The sequence below is a fragment of the Symploca atlantica LB2515 genome (assembly GCF_052546295.1).
This window is the reverse complement of record NZ_JBQWMT010000001.1, coordinates 3,189,885-3,207,016: the sequence shown is the minus strand read 5'-3', so window position 1 is coordinate 3,207,016 and position 17,132 is coordinate 3,189,885. Positions and strand designations below refer to the sequence as shown.

The 17,132-nt window shown below is 45.5% G+C and carries 12 protein-coding genes; 6 read left to right on the top strand and 6 right to left on the bottom strand.

What is annotated here, in order from left to right; genetic code table 11:
- Positions 1-177: 177 nt before the first annotated feature.
- A complete protein-coding gene (locus tag ACT7WV_RS13310; RefSeq protein ID WP_445103353.1) occupies positions 178-2,127 on the top strand; it encodes a response regulator in 1,950 nt (649 codons plus the stop codon).
- Positions 2,128-2,205: 78 nt separating this feature from the next.
- On the opposite strand, the gene ACT7WV_RS13305 is transcribed toward ACT7WV_RS13310, so the two are convergent.
- Positions 2,206-3,216: a hydroxyacid dehydrogenase gene (locus ACT7WV_RS13305; RefSeq protein ID WP_445103352.1), complete on the bottom strand. Its 1,011-nt coding sequence runs from the start codon at positions 3,214-3,216 to the stop codon at positions 2,206-2,208.
- A 521-nt stretch (positions 3,217-3,737) separates the two neighbouring features.
- The gene (locus tag ACT7WV_RS13300) at positions 3,738-4,850 is read right to left on the bottom strand and encodes an FHA domain-containing protein (protein WP_445103351.1); all 1,113 of its coding nucleotides are present in this window, start codon (positions 4,848-4,850) and stop codon (positions 3,738-3,740) included.
- Between the two features lie 369 nt (positions 4,851-5,219).
- On the opposite strand from ACT7WV_RS13300, the gene ACT7WV_RS13295 reads away from it, so the two are divergent.
- On the top strand, positions 5,220-6,332 hold the full coding sequence (locus tag ACT7WV_RS13295) for an AbrB family transcriptional regulator (protein WP_445103350.1): 1,113 nt from the start codon (positions 5,220-5,222) through the stop codon (positions 6,330-6,332).
- A 671-nt stretch (positions 6,333-7,003) separates the two neighbouring features.
- Entirely contained in the window at positions 7,004-11,287 is a 4,284-nt protein-coding gene (locus ACT7WV_RS13290) for a choice-of-anchor I family protein (RefSeq protein ID WP_445103349.1), read from the top strand.
- 76 nt (positions 11,288-11,363) lie between these two features.
- On the opposite strand, the gene ACT7WV_RS13285 is transcribed toward ACT7WV_RS13290, so the two are convergent.
- On the bottom strand, positions 11,364-13,742 hold the full coding sequence (locus ACT7WV_RS13285) for a PhoX family protein (protein ID WP_445103348.1): 2,379 nt from the start codon (positions 13,740-13,742) through the stop codon (positions 11,364-11,366).
- Positions 13,743-14,159: 417 nt separating this feature from the next.
- Positions 14,160-14,534 (bottom strand): c-type cytochrome, encoded by a 375-nt coding sequence (locus ACT7WV_RS13280; protein WP_463424256.1) that lies wholly within the window; start codon positions 14,532-14,534, stop codon positions 14,160-14,162.
- A gap of 299 nt (positions 14,535-14,833) precedes the next feature.
- On the opposite strand from ACT7WV_RS13280, the gene petG reads away from it, so the two are divergent.
- Entirely contained in the window at positions 14,834-14,950 is a 117-nt protein-coding gene (gene petG, locus ACT7WV_RS13275; RefSeq protein ID WP_445103346.1) for a cytochrome b6-f complex subunit V, read from the top strand.
- Between the two features lie 9 nt (positions 14,951-14,959).
- Here petG and rsmD read toward each other — a convergent pair whose 3' ends face one another.
- Positions 14,960-15,508 (bottom strand): 16S rRNA (guanine(966)-N(2))-methyltransferase RsmD, encoded by a 549-nt coding sequence (gene rsmD / locus ACT7WV_RS13270; RefSeq protein WP_445103345.1) that lies wholly within the window; start codon positions 15,506-15,508, stop codon positions 14,960-14,962.
- Between the two features lie 81 nt (positions 15,509-15,589).
- Here rsmD and ACT7WV_RS13265 point away from each other — a divergent pair, with 81 nt between their 5' ends.
- Positions 15,590-15,748: a hypothetical protein gene (locus ACT7WV_RS13265; protein ID WP_445103344.1), complete on the top strand. Its 159-nt coding sequence runs from the start codon at positions 15,590-15,592 to the stop codon at positions 15,746-15,748.
- 8 nt (positions 15,749-15,756) lie between these two features.
- On the opposite strand, the gene hisH is transcribed toward ACT7WV_RS13265, so the two are convergent.
- Positions 15,757-16,392, bottom strand: a complete 636-nt coding sequence (gene hisH, locus ACT7WV_RS13260; RefSeq protein ID WP_445103343.1) for an imidazole glycerol phosphate synthase subunit HisH — start codon at positions 16,390-16,392, stop codon at positions 15,757-15,759.
- 64 nt (positions 16,393-16,456) lie between these two features.
- Here hisH and ACT7WV_RS13255 point away from each other — a divergent pair, with 64 nt between their 5' ends.
- A complete protein-coding gene (locus tag ACT7WV_RS13255) occupies positions 16,457-16,996 on the top strand; it encodes a pyroglutamyl-peptidase I family protein (RefSeq protein ID WP_445103342.1) in 540 nt (179 codons plus the stop codon).
- Positions 16,997-17,132 lie beyond the last annotated feature (136 nt).

Sequence of the window (17,132 nt, the reverse complement as noted above, 5' to 3'; positions counted from 1 at the left end):
GGTAGTTTTTAAAGCGCTATATTATGTGGATTAGTCTGATAGATGTGGGTTCGCCACTCAGGTAAAGTGAGTGCTAAGGGAGTAGGCATGAAAGTATTTTGTTCACCGTTTTAGGTTTATCGTTAACCCTGATTTGCCTGCTGATTCCTCATCGACTTGATCAAAGTTCTTTTAAGTATGAAGAAACCCTTAATTTTTTTGCTGATTGATGACAATCCTGACGACCGAGCTCTTGCTCTGCGCAAGCTCAAACAGGAATTTAGCGCATTTCAAGCTATAGAAATTAGCAGTGGACAAGAATTAGAGCGGGAACTAACTTGTAGGGAATTCGATTTGGTGATCACTGATTACCAATTGCGTTGGATGGATGGTCTAGATGTACTGCGACAGGTTAAGACCCACGCTCCTGACTGTCCAGTCGTGATGTTTACTGGCACAGGCTCAGAAGAAGTGGCTGTAGAGGCGATGAAGTCAGGTCTGGATGACTACATTATCAAATCACCACAGCACTATGCTCGTCTGGCAGTTGCGGTCAGAGCTGCTTTAGAACGAGCGGCGCAGCGTCAAGCCTTGAGAGAAGTTCAAATTCGCTACCAAGAACTATTTGAAAGAGTACCGATAGGACTTTACCGCTTGAGTACAACAGGGAAATTTCTCGAAGCCAACCCCGCCCTCTTACAGCTTTTAGGATATAAAAATTGGCAAGCTTTACTCAACTCGGAGATAACTCAACACCAGACAGACACTAAAGCTAACAGCATTTTGCAGTCTCGGATCGAGCGGGAGGGAGTGGTCAAAGATTTTGAAATGCCGATGCGTCGATGTGATGGCACTCTGATTTGGGTGCGCCACAACTCCCGTTCAGTGTGCAATGAAAACGGTGAGCTTTTGTACTATGAAGGAGCAATTGAGGATATTACCAAGCGCAAACAAGTTGAGAACGAACGTATCCAATTACTAATCCGTGAGCAAGAAGCACGAGCAGAAGCTGAAACTGCCAATCGCTTGAAAGACGAGTTTTTGGCGACACTTTCTCACGAACTACGCACTCCCCTTAATGCAATTGTGGGCTGGTCATCACTGCTGCGTAAGCAACAGCTCAATCCCGAGAAAACCGCCCGCGCTATCGAAATTATTGAGCGCAATGCCCAAGCACAAGCTCAACTGATTGAGGATTTGTTAGATGTTTCACGCATTATTCGGGGCAAGCTGCAATTAAATATCTATCCTGTTGATCTTCAACAAATTACCTTAGCAGCACTTGATACTGTAAAACCAGCGGCAGAGGCTAAACAAATTCAGCTAGAATTTTTATTTGAACCCGTCACTGGCAACATTAAAGGAGACCGGGATCGCTTACAGCAAATTATCTGGAATCTGCTCTCCAATGCCATTAAATTTACACCAGTTAGGGGATCTGTAAGTGTTCGTTTAAACTGGTTGGAAAACTACGTCCAAATTCAAGTTAAAGACAATGGTAAGGGTATAGTCCCTGAAGTTGTACCTTACATCTTTGAACGCTTTCGTCAGGCAGAAAGTACCACCACGCGCTCCCAAGGAGGGTTAGGACTTGGGCTAGCAATTGTCCGCCACTTAGTGGAATTGCACGGAGGCAAAGTCTGGTGCGAAAGTTCCGGTTTAGGGACGGGGGCTATCTTTACAGTGCAGTTGCCTACACTAAATGAGAGAAAAGCGAGAGTAGGAAACCCACAGCAGGCTAACCCACCTGCCTCAAGCAATCCTCAATTCCTTCTCCAAGATCTACGGGTGCTAGTGGTGGAAGATGAAATCGATTCTCTAGAATTTCTGACGACGGTGTTGGAACAGGAGGGGGCAAAAGTGACAGCAGCTAAATCTGTGCAGGAGGCGCTTCAAGTACTCACACAGCTTTCACCGGATGTTCTCGTTAGTGATATTGCCATGCCAGGGCAAGATGGCTACTCGCTGATTCGCCAAATTAGAAAAGTGGAGGCAAATGGTGAGCAGTTTTTGCCTGCAATAGCTTTAACCGCTTATGCTCAAGAATCAGACGAACAAAAGGCTTTCCAGGCTGGTTTTCAAGTACACCTTACTAAACCATTTGAGCCAAATGATTTAGTAGCAGCTATCCTTCAACTCACTAATTAGTGAGTACAAATTCCATTGTTTGCTATTAATAGCAGCAACTTCAACTAGTTTATTTCTCCAGCGCCCCAACCAAGACTATTAACTGTTTCCTACGACAACATTTTGCGGTTTGCCTTTGCCGAACCTAACAATATTTTCCACAGTTGTATCTAAAATACGCTGAACTGCCTCCTTGGTATTGAAGGCACTATGAGGCGTGATCAGTACATTGCGCATCCGTAGCAAAATATGGTCAGCTAGAAGTGTATTAAGGTTATGTCGTTTACTGTAAAAAGAGCGTAGTAACTCTGCTTCTTCGCGCATTGCGGGTTCCTCCGGCAGTACGTCTAAACCAACTGCGGCTACCTTACCCTCTGCTAGAGCATTAAGTAATGCTTGAATATCAATTAAACTGCCACGAGCGGTGTTGATCAGGACCACACCATCTTTCATCAGATCAAATTGCTCGGTGGAAATGAGATGATAGGTTTTCTCGTTGGCCGGAACGTGCAGCGTGATAATGTCTGCTGTTGATAGAACTTCTTTCATCTCTGCATAACGAAATCCCAGTTGAGAAGCCAATTGATCGCTGGGTTTCACATCAAAAGCAACAACCTCCATCCGAAATCCCTTAGCAATTTCAATGACGCATTGCCCGATATTTCCTGTGCCAATAACACCAAGTGTTTTACCACGTAAATCGAAGCCCCGAAGCCCCTCTAGAGAAAAATCTCCTTTACGGGTGCGGTCAGTTGCCTCTGTTAGTTTATGACTAATTGCTAGCAACAGTCCGAAAACGTGTTCCGCTACGGTATTCTCTCCGTAAGTAGGAACATTGCAAACTTTAATCTCCCGTTTTTGACAACAGTCAGCATCAATGTGGTCAAAGCCAGTCGAACGAGTTGCAATCAGTTCCAGATGTTTGAAATTTTTTAAGACATCTGCACTCAAATCCGAGTAAATAAAGGTTGAAATAACATCTGCATCTGCATATTGGCTGGCATTTTCTGGGGTCAGGGGTTGTTGGACAAACTCAACTTCTTGCTCGTCACTTAATTGCTGGAAGGTTTGATATTCCCACGGTTCTACTTCAAAAATTATGGTTTTCATTAATACACCTTTTGTGGTATCAAACTTTTAACGTTAGAGATAGAGCTGACTACTAAGTCTTTAGTCAGGAGGTTGTCGCCCATTAAACACAAAGGATATCGCTCTGGTGTTACTTTACTAGGCAGCAGAAAACTAGAAATCTACCTTAAGGACTGTCTCAGGAATAACACTTTCCCCTTCCTGATATTCAAGTGGCAGAAAACACTTGCAAATGTTTGCCAGCACAATATCTATTTTAGGAGCGATAGAAGATTGCTGCTAACCACAAAGGAGAGATGAAGACGTATTTTCTCTTGAGTAAAAATTAACAGCAAAAAACAGTTGTTTGACCTAGGATTTTAAAATCATTAGCTAAAAAAACTTTTGGTTTCTGATTAAAGTCAGCTAAGCAAATTTGGCATTGGTGAATTTGGGTATGGTTTTAATTTTTTTGACGATCGCTAAACTTTTAAATGACAAATATTTAGGATTATTGGGCTTTTATTTTCATACCTTGATTCCCCAACGCCACAAATTTAAACTCAAGGCTCAAATGTCCACTCTTGAGTACCAATTCTGATAACGCTACCTTTAGTGAGCAGGCAAGGTCGATGAGGTTCTAGTTGCTGACCCTCAACAAAAGTACCATTGGAACTGCCTATATCAATTAACTGGTACTGAGGATTGCCCTGAGAGTCGGTATCTTGAACAATGCGAGCATGATTGCGCGAAGATAAAGGATCACTGAGGACTAGGCTATTAGTCGGCTCTCGTCCAATGCCAAAAGGCGTCGGCAAGACGACAATCACTGCACCCGATAGACGGTTTACCAAGCGCGCCAGGCCCCCTCCCTTGGGATTAGGAGTAAGAATTGTCCGAGGAAGCTCTGCCGGCTCTTGAGGAGGTAGGCTAGCTTGAGGAGGAGATTCTCCTTTGAGAGTAAAGCTATGATCTTGGAGATTAACTTCTGCAGTCGTCTCACTGGAATTTGGCTCACGACCAGAGATAATGTTGACCTGCTGTACAGGTGGTTGTGGTAATTCAGGGCGACCAGCTTTGGCAATCTGCATCTTCAGTACTGCTTCGTGTTCGGCTTCCTGTCTAGCACTCATCCCTTCAACCTGACGAATTACACCGCGAGTTTGAGGGAAGCTGATATCGCTGACTCGTACATCTAAAGCAAAACCCAGGGCATAGAAAGCATCAGTATTGTCTAGCAGGTACTGCCTAATCTTCATGCGTCCCTGATTGGTTAGCTGCTCAACATTTAGCTGACCAACCGCAACTCCTAAACTATCCTTGACTTCACTGGTCACAGAAGCAATAGGGTCAGATATTTCTAGGGCTACTCGTCTGGGGTCAACTACTTGGTACATCACATTCAGGGAGACATTAACCAAATAGTGGTCACGGGATAAAAAGTCTCCTTGAGAAATAACTTGCAAATTGCGGATTTTACCGTCTACTAGAACTATTTGGCTTTTTTCTAACAAAGGCAGAGCGAAGCTAATATGACGCCCCGGAAGCAATGTTCGTATGCACCGACCATTTTTCACCAATAGAGCAGTATAGCCTGCCTCGATGAAGTCCATGCTCCAGCCTAACCAGCGCTCTGGGGTTATGATTTGAATTAGAGGAGGAGAGTTGCCCGACATTAAACTTTAGATAGATGAGTAATGGGGTAGTCTTTCCCTTTAAGACTAACAAAGCTGGTTCGAGAGCTGTTTTGCCAACTCAAAACAGTTCTTGTAAGTCAACCATGGGAAGCCATTGCATATTTGGCAGAGAGCTTCAACTGCTGAGTATTTTGACAAAAGTTAAGCAAAATTAAGTTTGCTTAACTTTTTTTTGATAACCTATAGTCAGGGAAATAGTTAAGAAAAACTAAAGTTTTATCGAATTTCAGCCACCTTAACCATCTTCTGCGATTGCTGTAACACCACTTAGGGGGTCTTAATCCTGCTTGTGAAAACCCATTTTGGACAGCAATGGAGAAAACTTTTACTTTTGCACAAAAGATATCTGTGACTAGACTAATAATTATATTCTTAGAAATACTGATCGCGGTTCCCCTCGGTTTAGCGATAGGAAAGCTTGGCTTAGGCAGCGTCGCTTGGATCTTTGGGGGTATGGGAGCTGGAGCGCTAGTACTTGAGAGCTACCGCAATCTCTATAAGGTTTCCTTAAAACCTAACAAAACTGCTAGGAAAATTGGACAAGCTTGCGTCGGTCTTGCCATTGGATTTTCTATAGCCCAAAGTAATCTGCTTGGTCTTTCTTCTAAGTTACCTATATTTATCTTTTTAACATTATTTATGCTGCTGACTGGCAGTTTAATCGGCTATGTTTATTCACATCTTAGCCAAACCAACCTACTGAATGCAATGCTGGCTACAGTCCCCGGTGGCGTAGGTCTGATGTCAAGCATTGCGGCAGACTATGGCAGAAATGTTTCTCTGGTTGCCCTTGTCCAAATTATCCGCGTTACTAGCGTTATCCTGATTATTCCTCTAGTAGCTGGCGCAGCCAATACTAGTAATGTTAGTCAAGCCACTTTTACTATCAGTGACTACTTAATTAATACAGAACCCTACCATTTAGTATTACTGATTATCACAATAATTCTAGCGGTTTTAGGAGTAACAATTGCCGGATTTTTACAACTACCCGCTGCCTCTTTTTTCGGCACCTTAATTGTTGGTATATCCTTTAATTATGTCGTAAATTTATTGCCGTTTACTCCTGATATTAATTTTATGCCGCCCCAGAGCATTAGCCTCATTGGTCAAATATTATTAGGAATCACAGTTGGTGAATACTGGGGAGATAAACAAACCCTTGAAAAGCACACATTATGGTACGCTCTAATTCCGGTAGCAATGACAATTGGAGCTGGTTTCATCGCCGCAGGTATTGCACAATCTTTGACCCCATGGGACTGGCTAACTTGTCTGTTAGTTACAGCACCAGGAGGTTCAACAGAAATGATTTTGGTTGCCCTAGCATTAGACCATAATGCTGAGATTGTGACGGCTGGTCATATTGTTAGACTATTGGCTCTAAACATATCGCTACCACTGTGGATATTTTTGTTTCGTCATTTTGATCGCCGTCTAGCAAGTTCAGTTAATGGTTAGAGGCGCAACCTAACTTCGCAACTGCGCAAAAGGGCAACTTAACCAGTAGATAACTATTTCTTAGTATTTTCGTGAATATTTCTTAATACCAATGCGATAGTCTATTGCTGTTTACCAACTCAACAACGCCACTTTCGAGTTAGTCATGCTCAAGGTAGCTCAGCGATTTCCAGGGTGACTTTCGAGTTGCGTAGCAATCCAGCGAGGTCAAGTCAGATCGGCAAGCAAACACATCCTAACCGTGCTCAAGGATTACCAAACACTGGGTTGTATAGAGTTGAAGTGCCTCGAATTCCCAGAGGCTTAGTTCCGTCGTGTTTAGCAGTAGTGGACTTTGCTTGAGTCAACTTCCCGATTAACCAAGGGTTAGAGGCGTAGTGTCATCTTATTTAGGCAGATCAACTCTGCGAGCGGTGTGGTCAGTATCTAACTTGGCTCTAGCACCTCTTGATGCAAAAAGCTTAACAGGCAGTGCTGACTACTTACCGTACCCTACGGCACAAACATGATGCTCCTGTGTAAAAAACTGTATTCCCTGAACTCTGTGCCAACAACAGCCACAGCACGGCTAGAGGATGACCCTGAAGAAAACCTGATGATTAGGAAATCGCCCAACTGAACCCACTGATGCGTTTGCATCCTGTCCATATTTTGTAGTGTGAGGAAAATCCATGGCTATCGCCCTGAATCAGATTGGGACTTTTGCCACTAACATTTTTGATGATGGTGCTGCTGAGATCGTGGCTCACGATCCGACAACGCAGCGCCTGTTTGTGGTTAATGGAGGCAATAGCTCCATTGATATCCTCGATATTAGTGACCCTGCAACCCCAACTTTACTTAACTCAATTGATCTCACCCCTTTTGGTGCTGGCGCCAATAGTGTTGCAGTTAACAACGGCGTTATTGCTGCAGCGGTAGAGAACGAGAATACCCAAGCCGCTGGTGCGGTAGTCTTTTTCGATGTAGATGGCAACTTTCTTAATCAAGTGCCAGTGGGAGCATTACCAGATATGCTCACCTTTACTCCTGATGGCACTAAGGTGCTGGTAGCGAATGAAGGTGAACCGGCTGAAGGCTCTCCCGTCTTGAGCGGAGGATTTGAAGACGGTTTTAATGGCTGGCAAACTGCGGGTGATGCGCTACTCGCCACCGCAACCTTTGGCAGAGGCCCGGTAGAGGGAGAGGCTCAAGCCTTTCTGTCAACCGCCAATCAAGAAGTTGTTGGTTTAGATGACAACTTCACCGAAATTATTCTGGGCAGTGCAGTTCCTGTTGCTAATTTCCCGCCTGCCTTGACCGCTGGTTTAGCTCCCGGCTCGACTGAAGGCTCGATAATCACCCAGACATTCACCGCAGCAGCGGGAGAGACTCTATCTTTTACCTATGATTTCTTCACCAACGAAGCCGTAGGTCAGAATGCAGTTCTTGGCTTCAATGATTATGCCTTCGTTGCCCTTCAAGGAGCCAATGAAACTTTTAGTGGCATTTTAGCTGATACAACTCGCGCTTCTCGGCAAATCTCCGAACCTAGTATTTTTGACCAGTACCAGTTTGAACGGGAGACGGGGTTTCAAACTTTCTCTTACACCTTCCAAACCGCAGGAGAGTTTACCCTAGGAATTGGGGTTGCTGACATTGGTGACTCGGCAACTGTTTCCGGTTTACTGGTTGATGACCTGAGTATTGCCAATGACCCAGCAGGCTCTGTAAGTGCTGTTGATGTTACCAATGGCGTCGCTGGTGCGACGGTGACTAATCTTGACTTCAGCGCCTTTGATGGGCGTGAAGAGGAACTGCGGGCTAGGGGTGTGAGGATTTTCCCTGGCAAGACATTTTCCCAAGATGCCGAACCAGAGTACATTGCCGTTTCACCCGACGGCAGTAAGGCATTTGTAACGCTGCAAGAAAATAATGCCTTTGCTATAGTCGATGTCCCGAACAACACAGTTTTGGACATCTTACCGCTAGGATTTAAAGATCATAGTCGTGGTTCAGCGACGTTACAACCGATTGAGCTGCCGACTTTACCTCCACTTGGCACCACGGCTGGAGGGCAAGAAATCTTGCTGGGTGGATTGTCTGGCTTGTTCTTTGCCGGCACTGCTGGCAATGGTAACTTGCAGTTTGTTACTGTCCCTGACCGAGGGCCCAACGGCGCACCAACAGACACCAATGGTGATGGTGATGAAGAGCGTCCCTTTGCTTTGCCTGATTACCAAGCTCGTGTGGTCAGCTTTGAACTTAATGAAAGCACAGGTGCGATTGAAAATCTCACCGAGTTACCCCTGGTACGACAGGATGGCACCACACCGATTACTGGTCTACCCAATATTCCCGGTATAGACGAAGAACCGGTAGATCTGTTAGGTAACCCGTTGCCTTACGATGAATTAGGGGCTGACCTGGAAGGGATTGTAATTGCTCCCGATGGCAGCTTCTGGATGGTTGACGAATACCGACCAGCCATCTACCACTTCAGTGCTGATGGTGTGCTGATTAACCGCTTTGTACCTCAAGGTACTGCGGCGCTAGCAGGTCAACCAGCAGACACCTTTGGCCTTGAGTCTTTGCCTGCTGAGTATGGGAATCGACGAAACAATCGGGGCTTCGAGGCTGTGGCCCTGGATACCGATACAGGGATTCTTTACGCCTTCATTCAGACACCACTAGCTAATCCAGACCGCGACACTTCCGATAACTCTAAGACGATCCGCATCCTGGGCATTGACCCAACTACTGGCGTCCCGGTTGAGGAGTACGTTTATCTCTTAGAAGATGCCGAAGTTCGTCCTGGCGGCAGGGTAGACAAAATTGGCGATGCCGTCTACGCAGGCGACGGAAAATTCTTTGTCATAGAGCGTGATGCAGCTACTGGTGAGACTGCCAAAAAGTTCATCTTTGAGATTAACCTCGAAGGTGCCACTAACCTGCTCGACCCCAACGCCCCTAGTTTACCGACTGACTCCACTCTTGAGCAGCTTACCCCAGATGCTTTAGCGGTTTTAGGCATCCAGCCAGTTAACAAGATTAAAGTTACCAATCTACCATCGATTGGCTATCAGGCTGGTGATAAGCCGGAGGGTCTAGCGCTGCTTCCTGATGGACGGCTAGCTGTTCTTAACGATAATGATTTTGGTCTGCTTGACCAACCGATTTCTCTAGATGGCACGGTGCCTATCAACCCTGAGCCAGTACCGATAGTATTGGGTCTGATCAGCTTTCCAGAAGGCAACACTCTTGATGCTAGTGATCAAGACGGCGCAATTAATCTGCAAAACTGGCCGATCTATGGCATGTATATGCCAGACAGTGTCGCCGCTTTTGAGGTAGAAGGCAAAAACTATTTTATTACTGCTAACGAGGGAGATGCTAGGGACGAGGATGCTAGGATTGCTGACCTGACCCTAGATCCAACAGCCTTTCCTAACGCGGCAGAACTCCAGCAAGACGCTAATCTTGGTCGATTGACAGTTTCGACCGTTGACGGTGATCTCGACGGCGATGGTGATTATGATCAGCTCTTTGCCTACGGTGGACGTTCTTTCACCGTCTGGGATGAGTTTGGCAACCTGGTATATGACAGTGGCGATGACTTGGAGAAGCGCACCGCTGAGCTGTTACCTGACAACTTCAACTCTGATAACGACGAAAACACCTTTGATACTCGTAGCGATGCCAAAGGGCCAGAACCCGAAGGTGTCACTGTTGGTGTAGTTGATGGCACACCCTACGCTTTCATTGGTTTAGAGCGGGTTGGCGGAGTGATGGTCTATGACCTGAGTAATCCTGATACTCCGGAGTTTGTGGATTACATCAACAACCGCGACTTCTCTGGTGATCCTGAAGCTGGCACAGCAGGAGACTTGGGCCCGGAAGGTTTCACCTTCATAGCTTCTGAAGATAGTCCCACAGGTCAACCTCTGTTGGCCGTTGCTAATGAAGTCAGTGGTAGCACGACCATCTTTGGTACTAATGCCACGGCTTCTGGGGGATTAACTCAGGTCTCGGACGATGTTTTTACCGTAGGAGGACCGACTACATTTTCGTTGGCCCCTACTTTCCTTGGCTCGGATCCAGACAGTCCAGTCAACGAATATGGATTTTTTACGGTTGATGATGCTGAAGGCACTATTGACGGCCGAGCTCCCGGAGAGGACGGCTATGAGGAAGCAGCCTTATCGCGATCGCAGGTAATTTCTTCCGTTCTTACTAATCCTGTAGGACAGACTCCAGCACGTCAAATTAACTTTCCTGACGGGGAAACCTTCCTCAAGTTTTATCAAGTACCAGGCAGCACTACTGATGCCGTGACGGCTGGACAAGGGGATATTTCTACCAGTCCACCTGTATTCGAGGGTAATCAACTGACTTTTGGTGACGTTGCCTTTACCGCTGAGTCAACTAATCAACCTACTTCCCCAGGAACGGGTGTTCAAGGCTCTCCCTCGGAAAGCGAAATCATTGATTTGCGAGAACTATCGGGTCAGCAGCAAGCTAACTTCGTAGTTGATAGCGAGGCAGACTTTAACAATTTTGCTGGTCTGTATGTGATCAATGACCTTGATGGAGGAATTGATGTTGATCTTGATGGTGTCACCGATGTTCTCCCAGACGATAGTAATTACGCAGCAGCCGCTTTCGCGCGAACTGTACTAGAAGTCAACTTAGGCAATACTAGAAGTGCCACAGGTTCAGTTTCCTTTGATGGGGGGATTCTCTTAGCACCCTACATCATTGCCAACGGCACGCCGGACGACTTTCTTGCCTCTAATCCCGATAATCTAGAAATTGGAGGTGAAGAACCCCAGAGTTACTTTAATTTCCGGGCGGCTAATCCGATGGGACTAGACCATGTCCGTTTGCTAGGGGATAACGCATTCGGTTTTGAGGATTCTCTTGGTGGCGGTGATCTTGACTATAACGATCTCGTCATTCAGATTCAGTTTGTTTAGATATTAAGCAAATACCGCTCTTACTGAGTAAGAGCGGTATTTTACTTACTTACTAGTTTCTAAGAATCTACGACACTTAGACGAACTGACCGCTAGACTGTCTGCGGCGAATAGCAATCACAGAAGGACGTGGTGGCCCGGCTGGAGTACCAGCACTGCCGTTAGGTAGAGGATAGCCAATGTTACTTGGCCAACTACTGCCCAGAGGAACGTTACGAACCTGGTTAAACAAGCTGCCGTCTAACTTCAGCATCTCGATGTCTCGGCTTAGCAACGTCGCGTTGCTTCTGGGAACATCTTCTCCTGGGTGCTGCACCGCGAGAATTAGCGTGTCTCCTAGGAAGGTAGGGCCAGTCATCTCGCAACGCGTTGGACCGTAAGCAAAGGGTAAAACTTGCCCTGCATCTGAACCACTGGTAGGAACGAACAACAGCCAGTTATTGCCAAATACACCAGTTAAATCAGAGACATTACCCGTCTGTGTATGGTCGATAGTATTCGGGGTTCCGGCTGCACCAACATCAAAACCATTGTGGGTACTAGTGGACATGTCGGTGACACCCCAAACGTTCCCCTGAGTGTCAAATGCCAAGTTATCTACGTTAGCGAAACCTGCTCCACTTATTGATCCTGCTTCCCCGCCTTGTTCCAATCTCTGCCAGCGGAAAGTATTACCCGCACCATTGGGACTGTTTTCAATAATTTTATAGAGTCCCCCGGACTGCTGTGTATCGTTGACAGCCGCATTGTATTTGGCAACGACAAAGATACGAGAGTCTGGATAACCATCGCCTCCCGGTGCAGCATCAGTGTAGGCGATGAAAACTTCTTTGGTAAGGGGATGGACTTCTAAGTCTTCAGGGCGAGCAGTGGGAGTACCACCAATCAAATTAGCAGCGAGGAATGCATCTACAAGGACAGCACCTTGGCTAGTGTAGAAATCTGCCAGAGTCTTGTTCTGGTAGTCTGGCAATACTGTCGCTTCGTTGGTGGTATCCACAATAAATGAGCCACCATCAACAGTAGCACCACCGACGCCAACGCGCTGCGGCAAGCGGTTGCGACCATTGCGCTGAGCCTGGCCTAGTGCTGCAATTTCGGCTGAAGCAATTACTGAGGGAGGTGTCGGGTTAGTGGGAGCATTAAAAACTAATGGTAGCCAGACACCTGAACCGTCGGGATTGAGCTGAGCAACGTAGAGAATGCCGTCTTCTAAGAGGGCTGTGTTGGTCTTACTAGCTGGGTCGCTAATTACTCCGTTGCTGACATACTTCCAAGTGTGACCACCCCTTTTATCATCACCCATATAGGCGATTAAAGGCTGACCAGGTTCCATGCGGAAAGCGATATTCTCATGGCGGAAGCGACCCAACCAGGTGTGTTTCTTCGGGCGGAAATTGGGGTCAGCTAGGTCAACTTCCACCATCCAGCCGTATTTTTCTCCCACCTGACCAAAAACGGCGCCGTTACTGCCTTCAGCATAACCGACCTGAGTACCGTTGGGCAGCACGTCTTCTTGAACGCCAACGAAGAACTCTGCGCTACCTTGGAAGTTTTCTTCTGCGGTGAGGATGGTGCCCCAAGGAGTTACGCCACCAGAACAATTAAAGCCAGTGCCGATAATGCGATTTCCTAAACCGTCTGAACTCAGGGGGAATACTTCTGTTGCTGCTGGCCCAGTGCCTTCGAGATAGTTCTGGTCTCCTTGCTGATGAGATCTTGAACCCCATGCTGTTACAGCTTGGAATCCATCAGTTCGTTCTGCATTGATTCCTAGCCCGGAAAGTCCGTGGATACGGCGATTGTTGGGATCACTAGGATTAACTTGAAAGCGTTCGCCGCGACTAGCACGACTAATGCGAACTACTGAACCACCAACGTTGTAGTAAAGTTCGCCTCTGTGTTCCAAGTCGAGGGTTGCAGGTAGAGGATATCCAATTACTTCAGGGAAAGTAGTCGGTAATCCTGCTAAATCAGCCGGGGTGCCAGGAGCAAGTTCCGAAATCGGGTAAGAAACGTATTCGTGGTTAACCCAGAGATAACCATCGTTCGGGCTACCATTGAGGGGAACGAAACCGGTGAAGTCGTTATTGTAGCCAAAATAATCGTCTGGATTGGGGAAGACCCGATCCCCCCAAGAAATGAGTACGTAACGTTCGTACTCAGGTGGCACTACAACGTCATCAATAACGGTATATGAAGGTAAACTAGGATCCGCCGCTGCCTCCATGATGGTTTTTTGCTCAATGCCAGTCGGCATGAAGCTTTGTTTCGTTTGGTAGACAGGTAGTGGATGAGGTAGACGTATTGGAGTAAAACTCAAGGGGCCTTCTACCGCCTGAGCCACACTGGAGTTGTTGCCCAGTATTGTGTTACCTATCTTAGGAGTCAGCACTGTGGCAGCCGCACTGCTCCCAAAGAATATCAGCAGTTGTCTGCGAGTAAACTTGGACATCAAACTCTCTTCAAATTTGTACAGTATTGGAACGCAAGCTTTTAAAAGCCATCTAGGTTTCTAGAAGCCAATGGGAAACAAGCAGCAAAAATCTCTCGACTGACTCAGCCGTGTCATCTGAATTTATTAGTCAGACCTTTACAGAGAAAAGACCTTCAGTTACTACACGTCAGCTTGAACATGGCAGTCAATATTTCCAGAAAAGTCTGAGGCTCGTTGTTTACCTAAACGGTTTATCAGGCTTTACTAGAGTTTTGTACGGATCAATACATGCTTAGATGCAAGCTTGTACTAGTATTTATCAAGTTACATTTACAAAGTTAAGATTCATTAATAATTGGGTTAATAGTATCTGTAATTTAAATTAAGGAAACATCCGCATTCCTATTCACTAGGAAGCTCCACCTTGAAAATTTTTTACAATTCTTTCAAATAACTTAAGAGGTCTGCCATTTCCTGAGGATTGGGCTGGAATTTTGGCATTGGGGGCGTGTTACCACCAGTAACTTGATGGATTAAGTCAACCTTCGACTTTCGCTTAGAGACATGTTGCAAGCTTGGTCCAACCTGGCCGTTCCCTTCAAAGCCATGGCAACCGGCGCAATTGATTTGGAACATTGCACGACCTTGACCAGAATTACCTTTGAGCGATAAAACATTTTGTACATAAGGATCTGAAACCTGAATCAGGTGAATGCCTAGGATAAATACGCCGATTGCCAGCAGCAAGGCAATTACCATTAAGGTAATCCGCCTAACTACGATTCCTGGTTGTGCAAGCTGGTTATCCAAGGGAGCTCCTGTCAAGTCAAGAATTTCCACAACATTTTCAACTGAAGTTGAGATCAGGTCGAAAACCCAACATAGTCACCCATGTAACTACCAAAGTAAAGGTTTATCGAAAAGTATGTCGATTAATAAACATAGCTTAAAATTTATAGAGTCAGTAGGCAAATTGTGACTTGTGCTACCTTTGCCTCTCGTTTATGGCAAAATCGTTTCCGGCTTGTGGCCGTTGTCCGTAGGCTGGTAGCGTCCTTGCTAGTAAGATGAGAGAAAGGTAAAAAAATAATAACTTTAGGAGAACTGACGTGGTTGAACCGTTGCTTGTAGGGATTGTTCTTGGCTTAGTACCCGTTACCCTCGCTGGTCTATTTTTTGCGGCTTATATGCAATACAAGCGAGGCGACCAGCTAGGCGTAAAGTAAAGGATACGGTCAATCCCCCTTCAACAAAGACCGATAGAAGGTTAAGGCGGTGTTGCCGTAAACCTTCTGTCGGCAGATTTCTAGGTTGGAGATCACAGGAGATTTCCAATTATTGGCACTATGCTCGACTGCTACTTCACCCGTGCTATAGAGTAGTTGATAATTAGCGATCGCCTCTAAGACCGGCTGATACAAGTTGCTAGCGTAGGGAGGATCGAAGTAAATTCGGTCAAACTGCTGACCAGCAAGGGCTTTTAATCGCCTTACTACCTCCCCCCGTAACACTTGAAATTTTTGTTCTGGCTGGGCAACTTGCTGCCAGTTTTGCTGAATAATTGAGCAAGCCCTAGTCCATTGTTCAATTCCTACGACCAAGGAAGCACCTCGACAGAGGGCTTCAGCCCCCATTGAACCTGTACCAGTGCATAAATCCAGCCAGCGACAATTAGAAATTTTTCCTTGCCAGATATTAAACACCGCCTCCCGTACCCGTGCTGATGTGGGACGGGTTGTTTGACCAGGTAGAGTTTTTAGTTGGCGGTTACCGTAAATTCTCATTAACTATATACAAAATCATTAGATAAGCTCGTCAGCATTTAAGCAAGAGATAGGAGAAATGAACCTCCAATCAAAGATGCCGTGGCACCTTTTGACCAAAGGAAAGTACGACTAGAGGCAACCGCTTATTTAAGAGATAAACCCTTGCCGACTATACAAGAAAGGGCAAGGGCTGTTCTGTCACTGGCAAGTTCCAGGATTAATTCTGATAATTTGCTCAAACGCCTCTATACCATTTAGGTGTTTGTTTACACCAATACAGTAGTCTTAACTTGTGCTACGAAATTGGATAAAATTTGTAGCCCTAGCGTCGAAGATTTTTCTGGATGAAACTGTACTGCCATCAAGTTATCACGGGCAATTGCGGCTGTCACTGTCTGGCTACCGTGGGTAAAAGTTGCTGCTGTGATCTGGGGATCTACTGGGTCAACATAGTAAGAATGGACGAAATACACTTGCACTTTATCGGGTAAATGTCTCCACAGCGCCGAGTTTGGTTGAGTAAACTCCAATTCATTCCAACCCATATGGGGAATAGTCAGTCCCGGTTCTGAGCGAAAATGGCGCACCTTACCGGCAATAATTCCTAACCCTGGTTCACTACCTTCTTCACTACCTTCAAACAGAATTTGTAAACCCAGGCAAATACCCAAGAAGGGTTTACCACTGGCAATAACTTTTTTAATCGGTTCTTCCAGGCTACGCGATCGCAAATGTTGTACAGCTGGGTCAAAGGAACCTACTCCAGGTAGAACTACGGCATCAGCCTGATAGATTTCTTCGGCTAAATCCGTCACTAGAGTAGTCGCACCAGCTTTCTCTAAACCTTTGCAGGCAGAGTGCAGATTTCCCATATCGTAGTCTACAACAGCAATAACAGGCATCAACCAACTCTCCCTTACCTTGGTTACTCAGGCAGTCTTTATTTTAAGTTACCCTTACTTTTTAATGAACACCAAAATTCTTTTAACTTCCTTTGACACTTGGCTACCCCATCAAGTATCCAACTCTTCAGATGATTTACTAGAAGAGATTGTTCAGTTTAATTCTGGGTCATTTTCCCTGATCTTTTTGAGAAAGCTAACAGTTGATATTCTTGAAGCTAGCACTAAGGTGATCAGCACCATTGAGGAATTACAACCCGATATTATTATCTGTTGTGGTATGGCAGAAAAGCGTAGTAATTTAACAGTAGAATCTTGTGCTACTTGCCAAGACAGCTTACTGACAACGACGGTAGATTTAGAAGGATTGGTAGCTGGTTTAGCTCAGACCAAAATTAGCCACGATACTGGTAAATTTGTTTGTGAGGGTTTATATTTCCAAGTTCTCAAATATTTAGTGGAATACCACCACAATAAATGCTGTATATTTGTCCATGTGCCAGTTTTAACCTCTGCTAATTTAGCCTGTATACAGTCAGATTTTCAGTTAATTATCGAGAGGCTGGCAGCTTTTCACCAAATTAACTCTGATAATTTTAGATAAATAATCAGAAATGAGATACTTAATATCTTGTCGATCTGGAGTTGATTTGTTTCCTGAATCTTTGAGGATTTGTATCTAGCTTTGCTCACAGCTACTAGAGTGGTAGGAAATGCTTTTTACCCTCACTCAACTATAC

Bases quoted from the DNA above. Each gene is read 5' to 3' on its own strand.
- ACT7WV_RS13310 (WP_445103353.1), top strand. From the start codon at position 178: ATGAAGAAACCCTTAATTTTTTTGCTGATTGATGACAATCCTGACGAC.
- ACT7WV_RS13305 (WP_445103352.1), bottom strand. From the start codon at position 3,216: ATGAAAACCATAATTTTTGAAGTAGAACCGTGGGAATATCAAACCTTC.
- ACT7WV_RS13300 (WP_445103351.1), bottom strand. From the start codon at position 4,850: ATGTCGGGCAACTCTCCTCCTCTAATTCAAATCATAACCCCAGAGCGC.
- ACT7WV_RS13290 (WP_445103349.1), top strand. From the start codon at position 7,004: ATGGCTATCGCCCTGAATCAGATTGGGACTTTTGCCACTAACATTTTT.
- ACT7WV_RS13285 (WP_445103348.1), bottom strand. From the start codon at position 13,742: ATGTCCAAGTTTACTCGCAGACAACTGCTGATATTCTTTGGGAGCAGT.
- rsmD (WP_445103345.1), bottom strand. From the start codon at position 15,508: ATGAGAATTTACGGTAACCGCCAACTAAAAACTCTACCTGGTCAAACA.
- hisH (WP_445103343.1), bottom strand. From the start codon at position 16,392: ATGCCTGTTATTGCTGTTGTAGACTACGATATGGGAAATCTGCACTCT.
- ACT7WV_RS13255 (WP_445103342.1), top strand. From the start codon at position 16,457: ATGAACACCAAAATTCTTTTAACTTCCTTTGACACTTGGCTACCCCAT.